General features: G+C 65.2%; 21 protein-coding genes. 18 read left to right on the forward strand and 3 right to left on the reverse strand.

Going from position 1 to position 22207, the window contains the following annotated elements; all coding sequences use genetic code 11:
• Positions 1 to 52: 52 nt before the first annotated feature.
• The 5 genes from GFD32_RS00625 (at position 53) to GFD32_RS00645 (ending at position 3999) form a co-directional block, all read left to right on the forward strand.
• The gene (locus GFD32_RS00625; RefSeq protein ID WP_163574280.1) at positions 53 to 796 is read left to right on the forward strand and encodes a GntR family transcriptional regulator; all 744 of its coding nucleotides are present in this window, start codon (positions 53 to 55) and stop codon (positions 794 to 796) included.
• Between the two features lie 69 nt (positions 797 to 865).
• Entirely contained in the window at positions 866 to 1669 is an 804-nt protein-coding gene (gene modA / locus GFD32_RS00630; protein ID WP_163574281.1) for a molybdate ABC transporter substrate-binding protein, read from the forward strand.
• Positions 1669 to 2337: a molybdate ABC transporter permease subunit gene (gene modB, locus GFD32_RS00635; protein WP_163574402.1), complete on the forward strand. Its 669-nt coding sequence runs from the start codon at positions 1669 to 1671 to the stop codon at positions 2335 to 2337. Before modA ends, modB begins: the two co-directional genes overlap by 1 nt.
• The gene (locus tag GFD32_RS00640) at positions 2330 to 3469 is read left to right on the forward strand and encodes an ABC transporter ATP-binding protein (protein ID WP_240455501.1); all 1140 of its coding nucleotides are present in this window, start codon (positions 2330 to 2332) and stop codon (positions 3467 to 3469) included. The genes modB and GFD32_RS00640 overlap by 8 nt, the downstream gene beginning before the upstream one ends.
• Positions 3466 to 3999: a DUF192 domain-containing protein gene (locus GFD32_RS00645; RefSeq protein WP_163574283.1), complete on the forward strand. Its 534-nt coding sequence runs from the start codon at positions 3466 to 3468 to the stop codon at positions 3997 to 3999. The genes GFD32_RS00640 and GFD32_RS00645 overlap by 4 nt, the downstream gene beginning before the upstream one ends.
• 9 nt (positions 4000 to 4008) lie before the next feature.
• Here GFD32_RS00645 and GFD32_RS00650 read toward each other — a convergent pair whose 3' ends face one another.
• Positions 4009 to 4887 (reverse strand): DMT family transporter, encoded by an 879-nt coding sequence (locus GFD32_RS00650; RefSeq protein ID WP_163574285.1) that lies wholly within the window; start codon positions 4885 to 4887, stop codon positions 4009 to 4011.
• 206 nt (positions 4888 to 5093) lie between these two features.
• On the opposite strand from GFD32_RS00650, the gene GFD32_RS00655 reads away from it, so the two are divergent.
• Genes GFD32_RS00655 through GFD32_RS00665 form a run of 3 tightly spaced genes read left to right on the forward strand, consistent with a single transcriptional unit; the run spans position 5094 to position 7884 of the window.
• Positions 5094 to 6104, forward strand: a complete 1011-nt coding sequence (locus GFD32_RS00655; RefSeq protein WP_163574287.1) for a DctP family TRAP transporter solute-binding subunit — start codon at positions 5094 to 5096, stop codon at positions 6102 to 6104.
• Between the two features lie 6 nt (positions 6105 to 6110).
• Positions 6111 to 6590, forward strand: coding sequence for a TRAP transporter small permease (locus GFD32_RS00660; protein ID WP_163574288.1), 480 nt, complete (start codon positions 6111 to 6113; stop codon positions 6588 to 6590).
• Positions 6580 to 7884, forward strand: a complete 1305-nt coding sequence (locus tag GFD32_RS00665; protein ID WP_163574290.1) for a TRAP transporter large permease — start codon at positions 6580 to 6582, stop codon at positions 7882 to 7884. Before GFD32_RS00660 ends, GFD32_RS00665 begins: the two co-directional genes overlap by 11 nt.
• A 98-nt stretch (positions 7885 to 7982) precedes the next feature.
• On the opposite strand, the gene GFD32_RS00670 is transcribed toward GFD32_RS00665, so the two are convergent.
• Positions 7983 to 8516: a macro domain-containing protein gene (locus GFD32_RS00670; protein WP_163574291.1), complete on the reverse strand. Its 534-nt coding sequence runs from the start codon at positions 8514 to 8516 to the stop codon at positions 7983 to 7985.
• Between the two features lie 175 nt (positions 8517 to 8691).
• On the opposite strand from GFD32_RS00670, the gene GFD32_RS00675 reads away from it, so the two are divergent.
• The 10 genes from GFD32_RS00675 to GFD32_RS00720 all read left to right on the forward strand — a co-directional run bounded on the left by GFD32_RS00675 (position 8692) and on the right by GFD32_RS00720 (position 21496).
• Entirely contained in the window at positions 8692 to 8925 is a 234-nt protein-coding gene (locus tag GFD32_RS00675) for a DUF2798 domain-containing protein (RefSeq protein ID WP_163574293.1), read from the forward strand.
• A gap of 215 nt (positions 8926 to 9140) precedes the next feature.
• Entirely contained in the window at positions 9141 to 10529 is a 1389-nt protein-coding gene (locus GFD32_RS00680; protein WP_163574294.1) for a KamA family radical SAM protein, read from the forward strand.
• A 298-nt stretch (positions 10530 to 10827) separates the two neighbouring features.
• Positions 10828 to 11811, forward strand: coding sequence for a TAXI family TRAP transporter solute-binding subunit (locus GFD32_RS00685; RefSeq protein ID WP_163574296.1), 984 nt, complete (start codon positions 10828 to 10830; stop codon positions 11809 to 11811).
• Positions 11812 to 11976: 165 nt separating this feature from the next.
• Positions 11977 to 14583 (forward strand): TRAP transporter permease, encoded by a 2607-nt coding sequence (locus tag GFD32_RS00690; protein ID WP_163574298.1) that lies wholly within the window; start codon positions 11977 to 11979, stop codon positions 14581 to 14583.
• Between the two features lie 14 nt (positions 14584 to 14597).
• Complete coding sequence (locus GFD32_RS00695; RefSeq protein WP_163574300.1) at positions 14598 to 15026, forward strand: universal stress protein; 429 nt, start codon at positions 14598 to 14600, stop codon at positions 15024 to 15026.
• 208 nt (positions 15027 to 15234) lie between these two features.
• Positions 15235 to 16050 carry a DUF2189 domain-containing protein gene (locus GFD32_RS00700; protein ID WP_163574302.1) on the forward strand — a complete coding sequence of 272 codons (816 nt, stop codon included), beginning with the start codon at positions 15235 to 15237 and terminating at the stop codon, positions 16048 to 16050.
• 108 nt (positions 16051 to 16158) lie between these two features.
• On the forward strand, positions 16159 to 16683 hold the full coding sequence (locus GFD32_RS00705) for a molybdopterin-dependent oxidoreductase (RefSeq protein ID WP_163574304.1): 525 nt from the start codon (positions 16159 to 16161) through the stop codon (positions 16681 to 16683).
• 30 nt (positions 16684 to 16713) lie between these two features.
• Positions 16714 to 18903 carry an ATP-binding protein gene (locus tag GFD32_RS00710; protein ID WP_163574306.1) on the forward strand — a complete coding sequence of 730 codons (2190 nt, stop codon included), beginning with the start codon at positions 16714 to 16716 and terminating at the stop codon, positions 18901 to 18903.
• A 78-nt stretch (positions 18904 to 18981) separates the two neighbouring features.
• Positions 18982 to 20166, forward strand: a complete 1185-nt coding sequence (nosP, locus tag GFD32_RS00715) for a nitric oxide-sensing protein NosP (protein WP_163574308.1) — start codon at positions 18982 to 18984, stop codon at positions 20164 to 20166.
• The gene (locus tag GFD32_RS00720) at positions 20105 to 21496 is read left to right on the forward strand and encodes an ATP-binding response regulator (protein WP_163574310.1); all 1392 of its coding nucleotides are present in this window, start codon (positions 20105 to 20107) and stop codon (positions 21494 to 21496) included. The genes nosP and GFD32_RS00720 overlap by 62 nt, the downstream gene beginning before the upstream one ends.
• Here the strand turns inward: GFD32_RS00720 and GFD32_RS00725 are convergent.
• Positions 21487 to 22170, reverse strand: coding sequence for a response regulator transcription factor (locus GFD32_RS00725; protein WP_163574312.1), 684 nt, complete (start codon positions 22168 to 22170; stop codon positions 21487 to 21489). The genes GFD32_RS00720 and GFD32_RS00725 overlap by 10 nt on opposite strands.
• Between the last annotated feature and the right edge of the window lie 37 nt (positions 22171 to 22207).

The raw sequence follows: 22207 nt of genomic DNA on the forward strand, positions 1-22207 counted from the left end.
GAGAAACCTGCCAAGCTGTGCGCGTTCGTGATAGAGCGGGAGAGACCCCATCATGAGTCGTGCCTGGCAGGAGGACGCAGCGGCGGTCAGCCGTGCGGATGGGCGCGGCGGCGAGCGTCGCGGCGCCGACAGAATCATCGTCGAGCAGGTACGTCAGGCGGTGCTGGCCCAGCGTTTGCCGCCCGGCACGCGCCTGCCCGAGACGACCCTCGGCGAAGTCTTCGGCGTCAGCCGCTCGGTGGTGCGCAAGGCGCTGACCCGGCTGGCTGCGGAGCACGTTGTCAGTCAGCCGCCCAATCAGGTGGCTCGCGTGCGGGCACCGAGCATTGCCGAGACGCGCGATACCTTCGCGGCGCGGCGGCTGGTGGAAGGCGAGATCGTCGCGCTGCTGGCCGGCCGGCTCGATGCCGAAGCGCTGAACGCCCTCGAAGCTCATGTGTCGCACGAAGCCGAGGCCTATGCGGCCAGCGACGAGACGGCGCGCATCGAGCACTCCCTGGCCATCCATCACCTGTTGGCCGAGCGCTCCCCCAACCGAGTGCTGGGCACGATGCTGACCGACCTGATCCTGCGCACCTCCATCGTCATCGCGCTCTACAAGCATCCGCGGGTGGCCAGCTGCTACCTGCCCGACGACCATCCGTCACTGCTCGTCCACTTGCGCGACGGTGAGGCCGAGGCGGCACGGCAGGGCATTCATGCTCACCTGCATGCGCTCGAGGCGCGGCTCGATCTGGGCAGCCGCGATGCCAGCCCCGACCTGATGGCGATTTTCGCACGCCATGTCGCGATGTGATCGGCTTTACCCCGCGTCGCTCCTGCACGACAATGCCAACTCCCTGTAGCAGTAGATGAGAATCCTGCGATGCGTTCACTGCGGATCTGGGGGCTGGCGTTGGGTCTGCTCCTGCACTCCTTGACTGCCCAAGCGGCCGTACCGACCGTGGCCGCCGCTTCCGACCTTCAGTTCGCCCTGACCGAGGCCGCCGAACGCTTCATGGCCGAGACACATCGAGAGGTTAGCCTCAATTTCGGCTCATCCGGCAATTTCCGGCGTCAGATCGCGCAGGGGGCGCCTTTCGAGCTCTACCTCTCGGCCGATGAAGCCTATGTCCTGGCGCTGCATGAAGAGGGGCGCACCGTCGATACGGGGGTAGTCTACGCCCAGGGGCGGCTGGCGTGGCTGCAGCGTGCCGGGCGAGGCGCTCTGCCCGGTGAAGACGAGCCGCTTGCCGCCGTGCGCAAGGCCATCGACGCCCATGCGGCGGAGGAGGGCCGGCTGCGCATCGCCCTGGCCAATCCCGAGCATGCGCCCTACGGCGTCGCGGCGCGCCAGGCGCTCGAGCATGCTGGCCTGTGGAAAACCAGTGCACCGCTGCGCGTGCTGGGCGAGAACGTTTCCCAGGCAACTCAGTTCGCCCTTTCCGACGACGCACGCGGCGGCCTGGTGGCCTACTCGCTGGCATTGGCACCGACCGTGGCGGCGCGTAGCGAGCACGTGTTGATTCCCGCCAGCTGGCACGCCCCGCTGATGCAGCGCATGGCGCTGATCGAGGGCGCCGGCGAGACGGCACGTGCCTTCTACGAATGGCTGCAGCAGGATGAGGCCCGCGAGATTCTTGCCGACTACGGTTTCCGCCTGCCCGATGCTGGAAACGACGCACCTTGATGGACTGGGCGGCGCTCTCGGTATCGCTGCGCCTGGCAGCTTTGACGTGCCTGCTGCTGCTACCGGTGGGGCTTGCGCTTGGACGCTGGCTCGCGCGGGCCCGCTTTCATGCCAAGCCGCTGTGCGAGGCCTTCGTGGCGCTCCCCCTGGTGCTGCCGCCTACCGTGCTCGGCTTCTACCTGATGATGAGCTTCGGTGGCGAGGCGCCGTTGGGCGCATTTTGGCAGCGCCTGACTGGGGAGGGGCTCAACTTCACCTTCACCGGCATTCTGCTCGCTTCGTTGGTGGCCAATCTGCCGTTCGCCGTGCAGCCCGTGCAGCGCGCCTTCGAGGCGATTCCCCCCAATCTGCGCGAGGCGGCTTGGTGCAGCGGTCTTTCCCCCTGGCAGACCTTGTGGCGCATCGAACTGCCGCTGGTGTGGCCGGGACTGGTCTCGGCGCTGGCGCTCACTTTTGCCCACACCCTGGGTGAATTCGGCGTCATCCTGATGGTGGGGGGCGCTATCGACGGCGAAACGCGAACCCTGGCCATCGCCATCTACGACCGAGTACAGGCCTTCGACGAAGCCGGAGCGGGGGCGATGTCCGCCATGCTGCTCACGGTCTCTTTCCTGACCATCGGCGTGGTCTACGGCCTAGCGGGCAGAAGGCGGTGGCGTCGTGGCTGAGCGGCTGACGGGAGGAGAGCGCCTGGCGGTCAGCGTTCGTCAGCCCGGGCCGATACCGCTGGCGGCGGACTTCCACTGCGCGGCAGGAGAGCTTCTTGCGCTGGTGGGGCCCTCGGGCAGTGGCAAGACTACCCTGCTGCGTGCCATTGCCGGGCTCTACCGTCCCCTGAATGGCGTGATCGCCTGCAACGGCGAGCGATGGCTCGACACCGCCAGCGGCATCATGTGCCGTCCTCAGCAACGTCGCGTAGGCATCGTCTTTCAGGACTATGCACTATTTCCTCACCTCACCGCGCGCGACAACGTGCGCCTCGCGCTGGGTCATCTCGAGCCACAGGCGCGTCCGGCGCGTGCCGAACAGTGGCTGGCCCGGGTGCGCCTCGATGGGCTCGCCGACCGCTATCCGGTCGAGCTGTCCGGCGGGCAACGCCAGCGCGTGGCCCTGGCGCGAGCCCTGGCACGCGAGCCGCAGGTGCTGCTGCTGGACGAGCCTTTCTCGGCGGTGGATCAAGTAACCCGACGGCGCCTGCAGCGCGAACTGGCGCTGCTGCGCGAGGCAATCCGCATTCCCATCGTACTGGTCACCCATGACCTGGATGAGGCGGTAACGCTGGCCGACCGGCTGTGCGTGCTGCACGGCGGCCGCACGTTGCAGGCCGGTGCCCCGGGGGAGTTGCTGCGCCATCCGTCGAGTCCGGAAGTGGCGCGGCTACTCGACCGTCATAATGTCTTCGAGGGCGAGGTGGTCAGCGTTGCGGGGCAGCGCTACCTACAGTGGGGCCCCTACCGGCTGGAGGTGGCCGAAGGACTCGAGGCACTGGCCGAAGGGAGTCGGGTAGCCTGGTATCTTCCCGATTCCGATGTCGTGCTGCATCGGCGCGGTCGTCCCTCGCGCGGGGAGCGCGAGAACCCCGTGACCGGTCAGGTCATCGAAATGGTGGTACTGGGCGGCATGACCTCCATCACCCTGGGCTTCGACCACGGCCGCGAGACGCTGCGTTTCGATATCGCCACTCATGCAGCGCGGCGCAACGGCCTGGCGCGCGGCGAGCAGGCTACAGTATCGCTGCTCGCCGGCGGCATCCATCTGATGCCGGATGTCGACCCGACGATTGACGAGGAGCGGGCATGAGCGAAAGCGTCCAACGCTGCGGTGCCGGCCGCCGGTATTGGCCGGTTGCCGCTGTCTGGCTGATCGGGGTGGCCATGAGCGTGTCGGCCGCATCGCTGACCTTCGAACGCGTGCCGCTGGTCATCCATGCCGACGCAACGCAGCACCGCCTGACAGTGGAGGTGGCACGCACCCCGGCCCAGCGCAGCCGCGGGCTGATGGCACGCGATTCGCTGGCCGAGGATGCCGGCATGCTGTTCTCCTATGACCGGCTTCAGCCGCCTTGGGGCAGCTTCTGGATGTATCGCACGCGCATCGCGCTGGATATCGCCTTCCTCGACACCGAGGGGCGCATCGCCGCCATCCACACCATGCAGCCCTGCGACGCCAGCGATCCCGGCGACTGCCCGAGCACTAGGGCTGGCGTCCCTTACCGGGCCGCGTTGGAGGTCAACGCCGGCTACTTTGCCGAACGCGGTATCGAAATCGGCGACTGCGTTGCCTGGGCCGGCCAGGACGACGGCTGCGCGGTCGAGCCAGTGCGTGACTGAAGGGGGCGTTCACACGCTGTCGTTCGCTGCGGTCGGTGGTCGCCGGCGCCCCAGACGCACCACGATCAGCGCCAGGCCGGCGACCACCAGGGCACCGCCGGTGAGCTTGTGCGGGTCGAGCGTTTCACCGAGCAGCAGTGCTCCGAGCAACACCGCGCCCACCGGCACCAGCAGGCTGAGCGGTGCCAGGCGATTGACCGGATGGCGGCGCAGCAGGCCATACCACAGGCCATAGGCAGCGATCGAAGACATCACGGCGGTATAGAAGACGGCACCCCAGCCCAGCCAACCGGCCTGGGCGAGGGCCTCGAGCTGACCCCGTTCGAACCACCAGGAGCCCAGCGCCACCTGCGGAACGGCCAATAGCGCCACCCAGCCGGCCAGTGCCATCGGTGCCAACGGTGGCCCATGCTTGATCAGCAGCTGTGATACCGCCCAGCCCATGGCGCTAGTCAGTAGCAGCACCAGAGGCAGTGCCGAGGGTAGGCTGGGGCCGCCGGAGAGCACCGCCACCCCGCCGAAGGAGAGTGCCAGTCCTGCCACGCGGCGGACGTCCAGGCGTTCGCCGAGGAAAACCACGGCCAGCAAGGTGGCGAAAGGGGTGCCCATCTGCACCACCAGGGCACCGGTTCCGGCTTCCGCCTGACCCAGGCCGATGAACAACAGGGCAAAATGCAGCGTGCCAAAGGTCACCGAGAGCAGGGCCAGGAAGGGGAGTTGATGGCGGGCCACCGGGTGAAAGGGCACCAGCAGGGCGGCCACCAGCGCAAAGCGCAGGGTCGTGAGCATCAGCGGTGGCAGTTCCGTAACGCCGAGCTTGATGACGATGATGTTGAGGGCCCAGAGCGTGACGACCAACAGGCCCAGCAGCAGGTCGCGTGGTGGCACGTGACAGCCTTCCTTCCCCTGACATGGCGCCGTGAGGGTAGCAGGAAGGCCACTCATCCGTCGCGATATCCGTTATCGGGCTATCATTCAACGCCGCGCTTCGTAGAATAGGGAGAGCCGCCTCGCTGCACCTTGCCGCGTCGAGCCAGGCTTCGAAAACCATAACGAGCGGTCGAATCGACCGCCCCTGCTGTCAAGGACACGTCATGATTGCGACACGCCGACTCACCCGAATCGCCGCTGCACTGGCCGGTGCCGCCGTGCTCACCACGGCACTCTCCGCCCAGGCGCGCGAACTCTCCGTTTCCACCGTGCTGCCCGATGCCTTTCCCTGGGGGCAGGCGGCCGAGAAGTGGGCCGAACTGGTCGAAGAACGCACCGAGGGGCGCCTGACGCTGCGCGTCTACCCCAACTCCCAACTGGTCAACGGCGACCAGACCCGGGAATTCTCCGCCATGCGATCCGGGCTGATCGATGCGGCCGTGGGGTCGACCATCAACTGGTCGCCCCAGGTACCACAGCTCAACCTCTTCTCGCTGCCCTTCTTCATGCCCGACGTTGAGGCCGTGGATGCCGTGACCGGCGGCGAAGCCGGCGAGATGGTCTTCGAGGCCATCGAGTCGCGAGGGGTGGTGCCGCTGGCCTGGGGCGAGAACGGTTTCCGCCAGCTCTCCAATTCCCAAGGGCCCATCGACGAGCCGGCTGATCTCGAGGGGTTGAAGATCCGCGTGGTGGGGTCGCCGCTGTTCCAGGATACCTTCACGGCGCTGGGCGCCGACCCCACTCAGATGAGCTGGGCCGACGCCAAGCCGGCGTTGACCACCGGCGCCGTGGATGGCCAGGAAAACCCGCTGTCGGTGTTCGACGTGGCGCGCATCGATCAGGTGGGCCAGGAGTACCTGACGCTGTGGAACTACATGAACGATCCCTTGGTGTTTGCCGTCAACCAGCAGGTGTGGGACAGCCTTTCCGAGGAAGACCGCAGCGTGCTGCGCGAGACTGCCGTCGAGGCCGGTGAGTGGGAGATCGCCATGACTCGCGAGGAGGAGAGCGAACGCCTGGCCGCCATTCAAGAGCGTGGCGTGGAGGTCACCGAGCTCACCGAGGCGCAGCATCAGGCCTTCGTCGAGGCGACCGCCAGCGTTCATGAGGAGTGGACCTCGCGCATCGGCGAGGAGCTCGTCGACACTGCCCGTGAGGCCATCGAGGCGCGCTGATCCCTCATGAAACCGTCTCCCGATGCGCGCCCGGAGCGCTGGCTAGGCGCCCTGGCGCTGGTGGTCATTGCGCTGATCAGCCTGGGTAACGTGATCACCCGCTATCTCACCGGGGGCTCCTTCGCCTTTACCGAAGAGCTCTCGGTATTCCTGCTGGTGGTGCTCACCTTTGCCGGCGCTGCCGTGGCACTGCGTCGCAATGGGCATATCCGCATTGGCTTGCTGGAACGCGCTCTGCCAGGCGCGCCACGCCGGGCCCTGATCCTGTTCCAAGGGCTGTGCGGCGTTGCGGTGCTGGGCCTGATCACCTGGTTCGGAGCGCGCATGGCGTGGCAGGAGTACCAGTGGGAAACGCTGTCGCCGGGGCTGGGGGTGCCGCAGTGGTGGTACCTGGTGTGGCTGCCGCTGCTCTCGGCGGTGATGCTGGTGCGCCAGGTTCAGCAGACCCGCGAGCGCCTGATGGGGAGGCTCGAGGATGAGCCCTGACCTGTGGATGCTGCTGGCCTTCGCCGGTCTGCTGATCGCCGGCGTGCCGGTGGCCTTCTCGCTGGCGCTGGCGGGAGCCGTGGGCATTTTGACCGGGTTGTCGCCGGCGATGCTCGCCACTCTGGGAACCAATACCTATAACAGCATCGCCAAGTACCCGCTGATCGCCATTCCGCTGTTCATCATGACCGGATTGATCTTCGAGCGCGCCGGGGTGGCCGCGCGGCTGGTGCGCTTCGCCCAGGCGCTGATCGGCCCGCGACACGGGGGGCTCGCCCTGGTGGCGGTGCTGGTGTGCATGATCATGGGCGGCATGAGCGGCTCCGGGCCGGCGGATGCCGCCGCGGTGGCCATGGTGATGCTGCCCAGCATGACTCGGGCCGGCTACCCGAGGCCTTTCTCGGCGACGCTGATCGCTGCCTCGGCTTCCACGGCCATTCTGATACCGCCCTCGGTGGCATTGATTCTCTACTCCATCGTGGTGCCGGGGGTCGACTTGCGGGCCTTGTTCGCTGCGGGGCTCTTTCCCGGCGTATTGGCCGGCCTGGCGCTGCTGGTGCCGGCGTTGCTGGTGTCGAAGCGCTACGGATGGGAGGGCGGCACGCCGGTGGAGGGTGCCGAACGCCTCGAGGTAGGAGCGACCTTCAAGCAGGCATTGCCGGCGCTGTTCGCGCCGGTGCTGATACTCGGCGGGCTGCGCTCGGGGCTCTTCACGCCCACCGAAGCGGCGGTGGTGGCAGTGGCGTACGGGGCCCTGGTGGGGCTCTTTCTCACTCGCGAGCTCAGCTTGCGCGACCTTTGGGAGCTGTTCGGCGAGGCGGCGGTGATCTCCGGGGTGGTGATGCTGATCATCACCCTGGCCGGAATCTTCGCCTGGGCCGGCACCATGCTCGGCACCTTCCGTCATCTGGCTGAGTGGATCATCGCTCTCACCGACAATGGCACCCTTTTGCTGGTGTTGATCATGCTCGCGGTGCTGGCCGCCGGGATGGTGCTCGATGCCATCTCCATCTACCTGATCATGATGCCGATCCTGATTCCGGTGATGCAGCACTTCGCTTGGAACCCGGTGTGGTTCGGCATCTTGCTGGCGATGAATATTGCCATCGGGCAGTTCACACCGCCGGTGGCGGTCAACCTGATGGTGACCACCGAAGTGGCGAAGATTCGCCTCGAGCAGACGCTGGGCTGGGCGCTGCTCTTCGTGGTGGCCATGGCCTCGGCCTTGGCGGTGGTGGCCATCTTTCCGGAAATCGCTCTGTGGTTGCCCAGGGTGCTCGGCTACAACGTTTAGACTGGCTGCGGGCTACGGGCTACGGGCTACGGGCTACGGGCTACGGGCTACGGGCTACGGGCTACGGGCTACGGGCTGCGGGCTCGAGCCCGTGGCTGTTAGGTTCTGGGCTTGAGGCTTTCCAGGGTGTGCTGAAAGAGGTCATGGCTGGCGGCATCGAAGAGAACGAAGCGCACCCGCTCGACGTGCGGGCAGGTCGGTAGCGTCTGGACCACCGTGGCCAGCGCAATGCGTGCGGCTTCCGCCGCGGGATAGCCGAAAGCGCCGGCAGAAAGAGCCGGAAAGCCGAGGCAACGTATCTCATGGGTTTCGGCCAGTTCGAGGGCATGGCGGTAGCAGGCGGCCAGCAGTTCGTCGGCCGGTTCGTCGACGCCGTAGACCGGACCCAGGCAGTGGATCACGTAGCGATTGGGCAGCTCGAAGCCCTCGGTGAGTACCGCCTGGCCGGGCTTGATGGGGGCCAGAGGGCGGCAGGCGCGATCGAGCTCGGGGCCCGCGGCACGATGCAGCGCGCCGGCAACGCCGCCGCCGGGGCGTAGTTCCGCATTGGCGGCATTGATCACGGCTTCCAGGTCCGGCTGATTGGCGATATCGCCTTGTCGGCATTCAATGCGCGCATTCAGGTCCGGCATGCGTCTTCCTCGTCTTCTGGCAACTGGCTGAATTCAGTGTGGTCTTGCTCGGTTCACCCTTCAAGGTCGACCTTGCCGCGACAGGATGGCGCGCCCCTATGGCGGTGATCCTCCCGTCCGGTATAATTGAATTTTCGTTATAAGCTCATTCTGTTTGCGACTTTGGGAGAGGTCGATGATCCCTGCGCGCTTCGCTCCGCTGCTCTTTTCCGTGCTGATGTCGATCTACATGGTCACTCTGATGACCCTAGTGATCACCTGGGTCAATACTGGCCTGGGAGACGGGTTCTTGGGTCGCTGGTGGCGTGCTTTCTATATCGCCTGGCCGGTGGCCTTTGCGCTGATCTGGATCGGCGCGCCACGCCTGCAGCGGCTGGTCGGCAAGCTGGTTCGACGGCCTGAGTCATGAGAGACGGATAACGGTTGGATTGTTGCAGTTGCTGTCGCTATGCGTGACATTCGTTGCAAATCGCTGCAGAAGCTTGCAACTAGCACGCCAAGCCAGTACCAATAGTCACCCCCGAAAAGACCACGGCTTATCGAGTGCTGATCCGGCGACTCGGTCGTGGGTGTCGTCATGCTGTCGGCACTCGCGGCATGCCGTGTCAGTAGCTAGGAGGTGGCATGAACCAGCGTGTGAACATCGATCTTGGCGACCCGCACGCCGAGGCCTTCGAGGCCCGTCAGTTCAAGGTCTATACCCATCGCCAGCTCGACAAGATCGAGGCGATCCAGAACCTGCCCGAAGACCTGCGCTTCGACATGCGGGTGGTCAGCCAGGTGCTGCCGTTTCGCGTCAACGAATACGTGATCGACGAGCTGATCGATTGGGACAACATCCCCGAGGATCCGGTCTTCCAGCTCACCTTTCCGCAGCGTGGCATGCTGCGCCCCGAGCACTTCGACACGGTCGCTGACATGATGCGCCGCGAGGCGTCCGCGGCCGAGATGAAGCCGGTGATCGAGCGCATTCGCTCCGAGCTCAATCCTCATCCGGCTGGGCAGATGGACCTCAACCTGCCGTTGCTCGATGGCGAGCCGCTGTCCGGCATGCAGCACAAGTATCGCGAGACGGTGCTCTTTTTCCCCAGCCAGGGCCAAGTGTGTCACAGCTACTGCACCTTCTGCTTCCGCTGGGCGCAGTTCGTCGGCGACAAGGAGCTGAAGTTCGCCTCTAGCGAGGCCGACTCCCTGCACCGCTATCTCGCCGAGCACACCGAGGTCACGGACTTGCTGATGACCGGCGGCGACCCCATGGTGATGAAGGCCAAGCATCTGCGTCAGTACCTGGAGGGGCTGATGGCGCCAGAGCTGGACCATGTCCAGGACATCCGCATCGGCACCAAGAGCCTGACCTTCTGGCCCTACCGCTTCGTCACCGACCCGGATGCCGAGGATATCCTCGCGCTGTTCCGCGAGCTGACCGCGGCCGGCAAGCACGTGGCCTTCATGGCGCACTTCAACCACTGGAAGGAGATGGATACCCCCATCTGCCGCGAGGCGATCCGCCGCATCCGTGCCACCGGGGCCGAGATCCGCACCCAGGCGCCTTTGCTCCGCCACATCAACGACGATGCCGACCAGTGGGCGAAGATGTGGACCACTCAGGTGCGCCTGGGGATGATCCCGTATTACCTGTTCGTCGAGCGCGATACCGGCGCCCGCCACTACTTCGAAGTGCCGCTGGTGCGGGCCTGGGAGATCTACCGCGAGGCGATCAAGACGGTGCCGGGCCTGGCGCGGACGGCTCGTGGACCCTCCATGTCCGCCGATCCCGGCAAGGTGGAGATCCAGGGGGTCACCGAGATCCAGGGCGAGAAGGTCTTCGTGCTGCGTTTCATCCAGGGGCGCGACAACGACTGGGTGCAGCGGCCGTTCTTCGCCAAGTACGATGAGCAAGCCACCTGGCTCAACCATCTGGAGCCGGCGCTGGGCGAGAGCGAGTTCTTCTACGAGGCCGAGTTCGCCGCCATGAAGGACGCGAAGCAGGCGCTGATCATGAAGGCATCGTGAGCCGATAGCGATGGCACGGCATTGGCGGGCTTTCCGTTGTGGGGTAGCGGGAAGCCCGCTTGCGTTGTGAGGCGAAATCTCTCAGCGACGCGCCGAAGGCGGCCTAAAATTAACGCACACTAAACGTTTGGCGCGGCTAGAATCAGGGGTGTTGAAAAATCCCTCATCAAGCAGGCGTTTTTTTCGCTAAAGTAGTCAGGAGCGGTGGAAGCCGTTGCCAGCAAGCACTCGGCTGAAGCGGGTTTCCATCGTCGACTCGTGCAATGTTTGATTGCCCAACGATACAAGAGGTGTGTTCATGAAACGCCACGCATTCACTGCGGCCGCTTTCTCCGGCGCTCTGCTGGGAGCTGCCATGGTCTCGGCCCCGGCCGTCGCCCAGGAAGAGAACTTCATCACCATCGGTACCGGTGGCCAGACCGGCGTCTATTACGTCGTCGGCCAGTCGGTCTGCCGCATGGTCAATCGCGGCAGCGACGATCACAACATTCGCTGTAATGCACCCTCGACCGGTGGCTCCGTGGCCAACGTCAACGGCATGAAGAGCGGTGATCTGGACATGGGCGTCGTGCAGTCCGACGTGCAGTACCGTGCTTACCATGGCGAAGCCAACTTCGAGGACGACGGTGCCTGGGAAGACATGCGCGCCGTGTTCACCATGCACGGAGAGCCGCTGACCGTGGTGGCGCGTGCCGATTCCGGCATCGAGCACTTCACCGATTTTCCGGGCAAGCGCGTGAATATCGGCAACCCGGGGTCTGGCCAGCGCAACACCATGGAAGTGGTGATGGAGGCCATGGGCTGGGATGAGGACACCTTCGCCCTGGCTTCGGAGCTCGACGCGGCCGAACAGGCGGCAGCCTTGGCCGACAACAACGTCGACGCCATGGTCTACGTGGTGGGTCACCCCAATGGCTCCATCCAGGAGGCCACCACCACCGTCGAAGCCAACCTCATCCCGGTGACCGGGCCCGAAATCGACGAGCTGATCGAGACCTATCCCTACTATACCAAGTCGGTGATACCCGGCGGTCTTTACCGTGGTAACGACGAAGACGTCGAAACCTTCGGGGTGGCGGCAACGTTCGTGACCCATGCTGGCATCGACGACGAGGTCGTCTATCAGACCGTCAAGGCGGTATTCGATAACTTCGATCGCTACAAGCGTCTGCACCCAGCCTTCGAGAACCTCGAGCCCGAGGACATGATCTCCGGTGGCCTGACGGCACCACTGCATGACGGTGCGGCTCGCTACTATCGTGAGCAGGGCTGGATCGAGTGATGTCAGTGCAAGGTCGCTGACGGTCCTTGCCCCTGTTGAGTTGGATGCGCGGACCCTTCTGGAGGGTCCGCGCATCTGCTTGGTAGGGAATGCGACAGGTAAGGTTGCCGAGGCTGAGAGGCAGTCGGAAGCGGTCGTCCCAACGAGAGTGCAGGATTACAACCGATGACGGATGACAAAGAGGTTTTCCGCGGCCATGAGACCGATCTGGAGGATATGGTCGCCTCGAGCGATAGTGGGGCTCGCAAGCCTGCCGGGGTTCCCGGCAAGCTACTGGTGAGCATTGCAGCGGTTTGGTCGCTTTTTCAGTTGTGGATCTCGTCGCCGTTGCCCTACATGGTAGGGTTCGGTGTCTTCAATGCCACCCAGGCACGCTCGATTCACCTGGCCTTTGCCATCTTCCTGGCCTTCATGGCCTACCCAGCGCTGAAGCGTTCGCCACGCAACCACATCCCCCTCCAGGATTGGGTGCTGGCGGCAGTGGGTGCCTTCTGCGCCGCTTATATGTTCATTTTCTACGATCAGCTTTCTCAGCGCCCGGGGGCACCCATCACTCAGGATGTGATCGTCGGCGTGACGGGGATATTGGTACTGCTCGAAGCAACGCGGCGAGCACTGGGGCCGCCGCTGATGATCGTCGCCTCGGTTTTTCTCGCCTACAGTCTGTTCGGTCGTTGGATGCCCGGGTTTCTCGCCCATGGCGGGGTGAGCCCCTATGGTCTGATCAACCATCAGTGGTTGACCACTCAGGGGGTCTTCGGCATTGCCCTGGGGGTTTCGACCAGTTTCGTGTTTCTGTTCGTACTTTTTGGGGCCCTGCTCGATAAGGCGGGTGCCGGCAACTACTTCATCAAGGTCGCTTTCTCGCTGCTCGGCCACTACAAGGGTGGGCCGGCCAAGGCCGCCGTGGTGGCGTCAGGCATGACCGGGCTGATTTCCGGCTCGTCCATCGCCAACACCGTGACCACCGGTACCTTCACCATTCCGATGATGAAGCGCGTCGGCTTTTCTTCCGAGAAGGCCGGCGCCGTGGAGGTGGCATCGTCCGTGAACGGACAGATCATGCCACCGGTCATGGGGGCGGCTGCCTTCCTGATGGTGGAGTACGTGGGCATTTCCTACGTGGAGGTGATCAAGCATGCTTTCCTGCCGGCACTGATCTCCTATATCGCTCTGATCTATATCGTTCACCTCGAGGCGCTCAAGGCCAACCTGCAGGGCCTCGAATCGAGCAACCCGGCGCGGCCGCTGCTCAACAAGGTGATCGGTTTCCTGGGTGGACTACTGCTGCTGATGGGGCTGGCACTCGGCGTCTACTACGGGCTGGGCTGGCTCAAGCCGCTGCTCGGCGACGCCACACCCTGGGTGGTGGCCGTGGTTCTGGCGGTCGTTTACGTGGGGCTGCTCAAGGTGGGGTCGCACTACCCGGTACTGGAACTCGACGATCCGTCATCGCCGGTCGTCAAGCTACCGCAGACCCGTCCCACCGTGATGGTCGGCCTGCACTACATCCTGCCGGTGATCGTGCTGGTGTGGTGCCTGATGGTCGAGCGTCTCTCACCGGGGCTCTCGGCCTTCTGGGCGACGATGTTCATGATCTTCATCATGATGACCCAGCGGCCGATCACGGCGCTGTTTCGCGGTCGAAGCCGGTTGGCCGAGGACGTCAAGGAGGGCTTCCTCGATCTGTGGAACGGCCTGGTGACCGGGGCTCGCAACATGATCGGCATCGGTATCGCCACTGCCACAGCGGGCATCGTGGTGGGGGCGGTTTCCCAGACCGGCGTGGGTCTGGTGCTCGCCGATCTGGTGGAAGTGCTCTCGATGGGCAATCTGATGCTGATTCTGCTGCTCACTGCGGTGCTCAGCCTGATCCTCGGCATGGGTTTGCCGACCACTGCCAACTACATCGTGGTTTCGGCGCTGATGGCCCCGGTGATCGTCACCCTGGGGCAGCAGAATGGACTGATCGTGCCGCTCATTGCCGTACATCTGTTCGTCTTCTACTTCGGCATCATGGCCGACGTCACGCCGCCGGTGGGGCTGGCGTCCTTCGCTGCAGCGGCCGTGTCCGGCGGCGATCCGCTGCGCACCGGCTTCCAGGCCTTCTACTACAGCCTCCGCACGGCGGCACTGCCTTTTCTCTTCATCTTCAACACCGACCTGCTGCTGATCGACGTGAGCTTGCTGCAGGGGCTGTTGATTTTCGTGGTGGCGACCATCGCCATGTTGATCTTCGCGGCCGGCAGTCAGGGGTTCATGCTGACGCGCAGTCGCTGGTACGAGTCGCTCTTGCTGTTGCTGGTGGCTTTCACGCTGTTCCGCCCCGGTTTCTGGATGGATATCGTCCACGACCCCTATCGGTCGGTACCGCCCAGCGAATTCGCCCAGGCCCTGGGACAGGTGGACGAGGGCAGCAACCTGCGCGTGGAGATTCTCGATGAGGACGACTTCGGTGAAACCTTCACCCAGTTCCTGCTGATACCGGTGCCCGATGGCGATTCGGCCGGCGAGCGCATGGAGAGTCTCGGCCTCGAGCTGCGTACCGAAGACGGCAATACTTACGTCGACAACGTGACGTTCGGCAGCCAGGCCGAGCAGATCGGGCTCGGGTCGGTCTTTTTCGATCAGCAGATTCTCTCCGTGATGGCGCCGGTGGATCGCTGGCCGAAGGAGCTGATGTGGATTCCGGGCTTTCTCATATTCGGCCTGGTGGTGATGCTGCAGCGACGCCGCCGTGAGACACCGGGCTCGATGGCCGAAGCGGCATGACGGAGGCGATGACCATGTACCACAAGATCGTATTGCCGGTGGATCTCAACGAAGAGAGCTCCTGGCACAAGGCGCTGCCCACCGCGGTTACGCTGTGCCGTACCTTCGGTGCTTCGCTGCACGTGGTGACTGTGCTGCCGGATTTTCGCATGCCGCTGGTGGGCTCCTACTTTCCTAGCGGTTTTGCCAAGAAGGCGCACGAGGCGGTTTCCGAGGCGCAGCATCAGTTCATTGCCGAGCACGTGCCGGAAGACGTCCAGGTGCAGAGCGTGATCGTCGATGGCTCGCCCTGGGAGTCGATCATCAAGGTCGCCAAGAAGATCGATGCCGACCTGATCGTCATGGCGTCTCACAACAAGCGCAAGTTCGCCGACTACGTGCTCGGCCCCAATGCTGAGCATGTGGTGCACCATTCCAAGATATCGGTGATGATCGTGCGCTGATGCCCCGTGCCGGTCAGGGCTGGCCACCCGTTGCGACGCCCGCGCCTACCGTTGGTGCGGGCGCCGTCATATCCACGCTGCCTGTCGGCAGACTTGCTCCAGGTCAACTACAGTAGTAATGCATGAAGAGAACAAGACGTTGTCCGGCCGCCTGGCGGGAATGACGCTCTCCTTCGTCCCCTCCCAAGACGAAATACGGGGTATGCCAATGAACGCAACGACACGCTCCTCTCGCCAGTCTGCGGTTCCTACCGTGCGGATCACCATCAACCCGATCGGCATGGACAGGCCACGCGCCTGGCTGGCGGCCGGCTTCGAGGATTTCCGGCAGGCCACGGCGGTGAGCCTGGCCTATGGCATGTTCTGGGTCGGGTTGAGCATAGCGGTCACCGTCGGCGCCATCACTCTCGGCCTATGGCATTGGTTGCTGCCCATGGTCGCCGGCTTCATGTTCGTGGGGCCTCTGGTGGCGGTGGGCTCCTACGGCATCAGTCGTGCGCTGGAGGCCAACCGTGCCCCTCATCTGGGCGATGCCTTCAACGCTTGGCGGCCCCATGCGGGCCAGCTGGCGATGATGGGCGTGATGATGATGATCTTCTTCCTGGCGTGGATTCGTGTTGCCACACTGTTGTTTGCGCTCTTCTTCGGCTTCGAGGCGCCCGACCCGACCAATCTCTACGCCGCCTTGCTCACGTCTCCCGAAGGGCTGGGCATGATCGCCGTCGGCAGTGCCGTGGGTGCCGTACTGGCCTTCGGTGCCTTCGCGATCAGCGTGGTGGCCATCCCGACCCTGATGGATCAGGATCTCACCTTCATGGAAGGTATCGAGGCCAGCGTGCGCGCCGTGGCGCGCAATTTCCGGCCCATGCTGCTGTGGGCGGCGATTCTCACCGGGTGCGTACTGGTGGGTGTGTTGACCTTTTACATCGGGCTGGCGCTCATCCTGCCGGTGCTGGGGCATGCCAGCTGGCATGCCTATGAGGATCTGGTGCGCTGCGAACCCGTGGACAATGCGACTGTCTGATGTCGTTGGTGTCGGGCAGGGCGCTTACCAAGAAAGACCCTGCCTGACCTTTTCCGGCCGATCGCGTACCCTTGGCGGCAGACTCCGTTAGCCACCGGAATTGCCGCCATGTTTCGAGAGTTTCCTCAGCGCTTGCGACGACTCGTGGGGCCGGTATTGCTGTATGCCCTCTTGCCTGCCGTGGCCATCGCGGCCGCCCTGCCGCCCCCCGAAGGCGATGTTCTTCTGCGCGTGGAAGGCGATATCGCTCACCCCAACGTCGAGGATGAGCTGCACCTCGATCGCGAGCAGTTGATGCAATTGCCCTCGCGGGTGATCGAGACGCGAATTCCCTGGGCACAGGGGACGTTCCGGTTCGAAGGTCCCCTGCTGCGCGCCGTGTTGGCGGCGGCTGGGGCACGGGCCGATCATGTCCGTGTACGGGCGCTGAATGACTACGAGGCGGAAATTCCCGTGGCGGATTTCCATGACTACGATGTCATTCTCGCCTTGGAGCGCAACGGCTCCCCCATCGCCGTGCGAGATTTCGGGCCTCTGCAGGTGCTGTATCCTTTCGACGAGTATCCGGAGCTGCTCACCGAAAGCATCCGCTTTCGCTCGGTGTGGCACGTGGAGAGCATCCATGTGCCGTGAATCGTACTGACGTCAGGGCCCAGGCGAGCCATGTTGCGTCATCCGTTGCGACTCAAGGCCGGCGCCATCGCGGTGCTGCTGTTTTTTACCGCCGCCCTGGTGGTGGTGGGGCTGGCGGCGTGGCGCCAGGAGGGCCTGCACCAGAGTGTCGGTGGGGATACGGTCTGGCATGCTTACAAGCTGGACCGCGACATCGTGGAGCTGCGCAGCGATCTGGCCCACGCCGATGGTGCGGCGCGCAATCTCGACGCGTTGCGTCTGCATTTCGAACTCATCTACAGTCGTGTCAACCTGTTGCAGCGTGGCGACGCTACGGCGCTCATCGAGCGGATTTCGTCGGCGCACCGCCTGTTGTCGGAGCTCGTCGAGGCGCTGGACAGCGTGGAGACCGAGCTGGATGCCATGGGTAGCCTGAGCGGCATTGAGCGGCGCGAGCTCGCCGAGCGCCTCGAACCGCTGGGGGGCATGACCGAGCAGTTGATCATCGCCATCAATGGCCACTTGGCCGAGCAGGCGACCCGCGACCGGGAGGTGTTGCAAGGGCTCTATGCCCTGCTGTTGGCTCTGATCCTGGCCATGAGCCTGGCCGGCCTGCTGGTCGTGGCTTTCCTGATCCGTGAGGCGCGCGACAACGCCACGGCCCGGCATTCCCTGGAGTCGCTCAGCCGCGAACTTCAGGCCACCGCGCGCAGCGCCGAGTCGGCCAGTCGCGCCAAGTCCGAGTTCCTGGCCACGGTCAGCCACGAGATCCGCACACCGCTCAACGGTGTCATCGGCATGAGCGAGCTGCTGCTGGAACAGCCGCTGAGCGAACGTGCCAACGAATATGCGCAGACGCTGCGTGCCAGCGGACAACGCCTGCTGGAGATGATCAACGACATACTCGACTTCTCCAAGATCGAGTCGGGACGGTTGGAGCTGGAGTATCAAGCGGTGGATTTGCCAGCCCTGATCGAGGAGTCGCGCCAGCTTTTCGCGCCGCGCGCCGAAACCAAGGGCATCGTCCTGGTCACTCGCCTGGGCCGGGAGCTGCCACCGGCCGTCATGGGCGATTCAGCCCGGCTTCGCCAAGTGATTCTCAACCTGCTGGCCAATGCCATCAAGTTCACCGAGCAGGGAGAAGTTCGCGTCGAGGCGGGAGTGGCAGCGGATGGGCAACTGAGCCTGGCGGTGAGCGATACCGGTCCGGGCATTGCATCCGGCCAGCAGGAGCGTCTCTTCGAACCCTTCCGGCAGGGGGATGCCTCTACCGCGCGCCGCTATGGGGGGACGGGGCTGGGGTTGGCGATCTGCCGTCGCCTGGTGGCGGCCATGGGTGGCGAAATCGGCGTCGATAGCCGTCCCGGGGAGGGCAGTCGTTTCTGGGTTCGTCTGCCGCTGGAAGCTGCCGCTCTCCCTCGCAGCACAGCCGTGGTCGGCACGGCATCGCCGGTCTTTGCGGGGCAGGTGCTGGTGGTCGAGGACAATCCCATCAATCAGCAGGTCGCCCTAGCGCTGCTCGAGCATCTCAGTTGCCAGGTAACGCTGGCCGAAAGCGGCCCCGAGGCACTGGCGTTGACCGACGAACAGCGTTTCGCGGTGATCTTCATGGACGTACAGATGCCGGGAATGGATGGCCTGGCCGTCACCCAGCGCCTGCGTGGGGCCGGCGGTTGGCGCGCCGAGGTTCCCATCGTGGCAATGACGGCGGGCGGGCCTGGGGCCGATGCAGCGAGTTGTCTGGCTGCCGGAATGACCGACTATCTGGGAAAACCGCTCGTTCGCCGGGAGTTGGAGGCTTGTCTGGTACGCAATTTGCCGGTTACCACGACGCCGAGTGCCGATGCCGAACCGACTCCGAGCGTTGCGGCAAGCGAGTTGGAGCTCGACGTATCCGTTCTGGAAGCGCTGGGAGAGGCGCTGGGCGAAGCGCAGTTGGCTTCGTTGATCGTCACCCACTGCCGCGAGCTGCAGCGTCACGGTGCGACCCTGCATGACGCCGCAGCCATGGGTGACATGGCGGCATTGGGCGATGTGGCGCATCGCCTCAAGGGCGAGTCGGCAAGTCTCGGCGTACAACGCCTGTCGGCGTGTGCGCGACGTCTGGAAGCGAGTGCTCGGGCGGGGCAGCATGACCGCGCCTTGCAGCGTGTGCGTGAGCTCGAAGCGGCCCTGCCCATGGCGCTCGATGCCCTGGAGCGTTGGCTTGCGGCTCGCCGGGCCCGCTCGCCATCGCCATGACTTGCCCCAAAGCCGCGTTGTGGCTGCCATATCGGGGCGCCTACACTGCCAGTGATCATGCAGCCATCGGAAAGCGCCATGCCATCGTCCGTCGTCGATGAGATCGAAGCGACATCCGTGCGGCAGCAGCCTCTGCGCACGGCCAGCAGCCATTGTCGGGAGCCGGAAGGCGCCGCTGCCGAGCTGGCGCGGTCCTTGTATCACGCCGATCTGGGGTTCGTACTCTTCTTCTGCAGTGCCGAGTATCCGCTGGCCGAGCTGGGCGAGGCCTTGGAAGGGGCTTTCGTCGGCGTCACGGTCTCGGGCTGCACCACCGCCGGAGAAATCACTCCGGCCGGCTACTGCCGTGGCTGCGTAGTGGCCATCGGGTTCGACCGGCGTGCCTTCGCCGTCGCTCAGGCGCTGATCGACGACCTGGAAGGCTTCGATCTGTTGCAGGCCCAGCGTCTCACCGGCGAGCTGCTGGCCGCCTGCCGGCGTGTCGCGCAGGATGGCGAAGGCGGCGACCGTTTCGTTCTGACCCTGCTCGATGGTCTTTCCAGCAGCGAGGAGCAGGTGCTGGCCACCCTGGATGCGGCCCTGGGGGCGATTCCCAGCTTCGGCGGCAGCGCCGGCGACGACAACCGCCTGGCTCACACTCACGTCTACAGTGGCGGACGCTTTCACAGCGAGGCCGCCGTGGTGGTGATGGTCGAGACGCGTCTGCCCTTCGAGGTGTTCACCACCCACCATCTGCGTCCGCGCGACACCAAGCTGGTGGTGACCCGAGTCGATCGCGACCGCCGCCGTGTTTTGGAACTCAATGCCTCCCCCGCCGCCGAAGAGTATGCCCGCCTGGTGGGGTTGCCGGTGGCGGAGCTGACGCCGGCCGTGTTCGCTCGCCACCCCCTGGCCGTGCGCCTCGGCGAAGCGCACTACGTGCGCTCCATTCAGTGCGTCAATGCCGATGGCAGCCTGAGCTTCTACTGCGCGGTGGAGAACGGCATCGTGCTCACCGCCATGCAGCCGGAACCGCTGCTCGACGACCTGCGCGACGTGCTGGCCGGGCTGCACGAGCGGCTCGGCGAGCCGGCGCTGATCATCGGCTGCGACTGCTTTCTGCGTCGGCTCGAACTGGAGTCCCTCGGCCAAGTGGCTCAGGCCTCACGGCTGCTGGGCCGTGAGGGCGTCATCGGCTTCAATACCTACGGGGAGCAGCACCATGGCCGACACGTCAACCAGACCTTCACCGGCGTCGCCATTGGATCTCGCCCGCGAGACTGAATGGCCTGCCGATCCAACGGCTCGCGAAAATGCGCTGCGTGAGGAGAACGCCCGTCTGCGGCGCATCTGCCAGGCGCTGATGGAACGGGTCGAGGCCGGCGGCATGGGCGGTGGTGCGCCCTACGCTGCCTTCGAGCACTCCGTGCTGCTGGCCGAGCAGGTGCGCGAGCGCACCGAACAGCTGCAGCATACTCTGGATGCGCTGCATCGGGCCAAGTCCGAAGCGGAGGCGGCCAACCTGTCCAAGACCAAGTTCCTCGCGGCGGTGAGCCATGACTTGCTGCAACCGCTCAATGCGGCACGCCTGTTCGCCAGCGCGCTCGACGATCAGCGCTTGCCCGAGTCGTCACGGCGCTTGGTCGGTCAGATCGGTCGTTCGCTCAAGGATGTCGAAGCGCTGCTCGGTACCCTGGTGGATATCTCCCGGCTCGATGCCGGCGTGCTCGCGCCCGACGTGGCCACCTTTCGGGTGGGCGAGCTGCTGGATGCGCTGGCCGAAGAGTACCGGCAGATGGCGGCGGCGCGCGGGCTCGCATTGCACTACGTGGCCAGCAGCGTGGTGGTCGAGTCGGATCTGGCGCTGCTGGCCCGGGTGGTGCGCAATTTTCTCAGCAATTCCATCCGCTATACCGAACGGGGGCGGGTGCTGCTCGGTTGTCGGCGCCGTCCCGACGGGCTGGAGATCGTGGTGGGCGACACCGGCCCCGGCATCGAGCCGGCCCAGCGCGAAGCGATCTTCCAGGAGTTTCGGCGTGTCGGTCCGCGCCGAGAACAGGATCGCGGCCTGGGGCTGGGGCTGGCCATCGTCGATCGCATCAGCGGCATGCTCGGCCATCCGCTGGCGCTGGCCTCACGGCCGGGGCACGGTGCCTGCTTCTCGGTGCGGGTGCCCTACGGCTCGCCCGCGGCACTGACGGCTCGCCGCCAGGCCGACGAGGGCGGCCCGGCGTCTCACGCCTTGGCCGGTGCGCGCATCTGGGTGATCGACGATGACCCAGACGTAGGCGACGGCATGCGGGCGCTGCTCGAGGGGTGGGGGTGCCGCGTGGTCACCGCTCGCTCGCTTTCCGAACTCGAGGCGGAGGGCGGTGCAGCACCGGCGGATGTGTTGCTGGTCGACTACCATCTCGGTTCGGCCACGGGCGACGGCCTGGCCGTTGCCGCCGAATTGCAGCGCCGCCAGTCTCACCTGGCTGTGGTGGTGGTGACCGCCAATCACGATGCCGGGGTCACGGCCGAGGCGCGGCGGCGCGGCTACGATTGCCTGCTCAAGCCGGTCAAGCCGCTGCGTTTGCGCATGCTGCTGACCAGCCTGCTCACTCAGCGCTGACGGCGGGCAGCGATCTGCTCGGCCAGGTCGATCTCGCCGGCCACCAGAATGGCCTGTACGCGGCTCGCCACCTCCAGCTTGCGCAGGATGGCGGATACGTGCGTCTTCACGGTGGTTTCGGCGATGTCCAGGGCCAGGGCGATGCGCTTGTTGGATTCGCCGCGGGTCATGCGTTCGAGCACTTCGAGCTGCTTGTCGGTGAGACGGCCGAGGCGGGCATTCAGCGTCGCATCCGGCGTGGAGCTCGGTGTCGGTGTGGCGGCCTCCCGGGGGCGGCGCATGATGTCCGGCGGCAGGTAGACCTGGCCTTCCAGAATGCGCTGCAAGGCGGCCAGCAGGGCCTCGCGCGGCGTGGACTTGGGGATGTAGCCCACCGCGCCCAGATCGATGGCTTCGAGTACCACGCGGCGATCCTGCTCGGCCGAGACGATGGCCACCGGCAGACGCGGCAGAGCCTGCCGCAGGCGGGCGAGCCCCGCCAGCCCGTCGGCATCGGGGAGCCCCAGGTCGAGCAGCAGCAGATCCAGCTCTTCGGCATGCCGCTCGGCCTGGTGCAGGGTGCTTTCCAGGCTGTCGGTTTCCAGCATTCGGCTGCCGGGAAGCCCCGCATCGATCACGGCTGCAATGGCCTCGCGGAACAGCGGATGGTCATCGGCGACCATCAAGGTAGGCATGGTGAATCTCCCTGTCGTCTCCTACCAAGGAACGAGC

This window comes from Halomonas faecis, from assembly GCF_010993975.1.
GTDB classification, from domain to species: Bacteria; Pseudomonadota; Gammaproteobacteria; order Pseudomonadales; family Halomonadaceae; genus Halomonas; species Halomonas faecis.

What these genes read in the sequence shown, in the direction of transcription:
- GFD32_RS00625 (WP_163574280.1), top strand. Translation starts at nt 53, where the DNA reads ATGAGTCGTGCCTGGCAGGAGGACGCAGCGGCGGTCAGCCGTGCGGAT.
- modA (WP_163574281.1), top strand. Translation starts at nt 866, where the DNA reads ATGCGTTCACTGCGGATCTGGGGGCTGGCGTTGGGTCTGCTCCTGCAC.
- modB (WP_163574402.1), top strand. Translation starts at nt 1,669, where the DNA reads ATGGACTGGGCGGCGCTCTCGGTATCGCTGCGCCTGGCAGCTTTGACG.
- GFD32_RS00645 (WP_163574283.1), top strand. Translation starts at nt 3,466, where the DNA reads ATGAGCGAAAGCGTCCAACGCTGCGGTGCCGGCCGCCGGTATTGGCCG.
- GFD32_RS00655 (WP_163574287.1), top strand. Translation starts at nt 5,094, where the DNA reads ATGATTGCGACACGCCGACTCACCCGAATCGCCGCTGCACTGGCCGGT.
- GFD32_RS00660 (WP_163574288.1), top strand. Translation starts at nt 6,111, where the DNA reads ATGAAACCGTCTCCCGATGCGCGCCCGGAGCGCTGGCTAGGCGCCCTG.
- GFD32_RS00665 (WP_163574290.1), top strand. Translation starts at nt 6,580, where the DNA reads ATGAGCCCTGACCTGTGGATGCTGCTGGCCTTCGCCGGTCTGCTGATC.
- GFD32_RS00670 (WP_163574291.1), bottom strand. Translation starts at nt 8,516, where the DNA reads ATGCCGGACCTGAATGCGCGCATTGAATGCCGACAAGGCGATATCGCC.
- GFD32_RS00675 (WP_163574293.1), top strand. Translation starts at nt 8,692, where the DNA reads ATGATCCCTGCGCGCTTCGCTCCGCTGCTCTTTTCCGTGCTGATGTCG.
- GFD32_RS00680 (WP_163574294.1), top strand. Translation starts at nt 9,141, where the DNA reads ATGAACCAGCGTGTGAACATCGATCTTGGCGACCCGCACGCCGAGGCC.
- GFD32_RS00685 (WP_163574296.1), top strand. Translation starts at nt 10,828, where the DNA reads ATGAAACGCCACGCATTCACTGCGGCCGCTTTCTCCGGCGCTCTGCTG.
- GFD32_RS00690 (WP_163574298.1), top strand. Translation starts at nt 11,977, where the DNA reads ATGACGGATGACAAAGAGGTTTTCCGCGGCCATGAGACCGATCTGGAG.
- GFD32_RS00695 (WP_163574300.1), top strand. Translation starts at nt 14,598, where the DNA reads ATGTACCACAAGATCGTATTGCCGGTGGATCTCAACGAAGAGAGCTCC.
- GFD32_RS00700 (WP_163574302.1), top strand. Translation starts at nt 15,235, where the DNA reads ATGAACGCAACGACACGCTCCTCTCGCCAGTCTGCGGTTCCTACCGTG.
- GFD32_RS00705 (WP_163574304.1), top strand. Translation starts at nt 16,159, where the DNA reads ATGTTTCGAGAGTTTCCTCAGCGCTTGCGACGACTCGTGGGGCCGGTA.
- GFD32_RS00710 (WP_163574306.1), top strand. Translation starts at nt 16,714, where the DNA reads ATGTTGCGTCATCCGTTGCGACTCAAGGCCGGCGCCATCGCGGTGCTG.
- nosP (WP_163574308.1), top strand. Translation starts at nt 18,982, where the DNA reads ATGCCATCGTCCGTCGTCGATGAGATCGAAGCGACATCCGTGCGGCAG.
- GFD32_RS00720 (WP_163574310.1), top strand. Translation starts at nt 20,105, where the DNA reads ATGGCCGACACGTCAACCAGACCTTCACCGGCGTCGCCATTGGATCTC.
- GFD32_RS00725 (WP_163574312.1), bottom strand. Translation starts at nt 22,170, where the DNA reads ATGCCTACCTTGATGGTCGCCGATGACCATCCGCTGTTCCGCGAGGCC.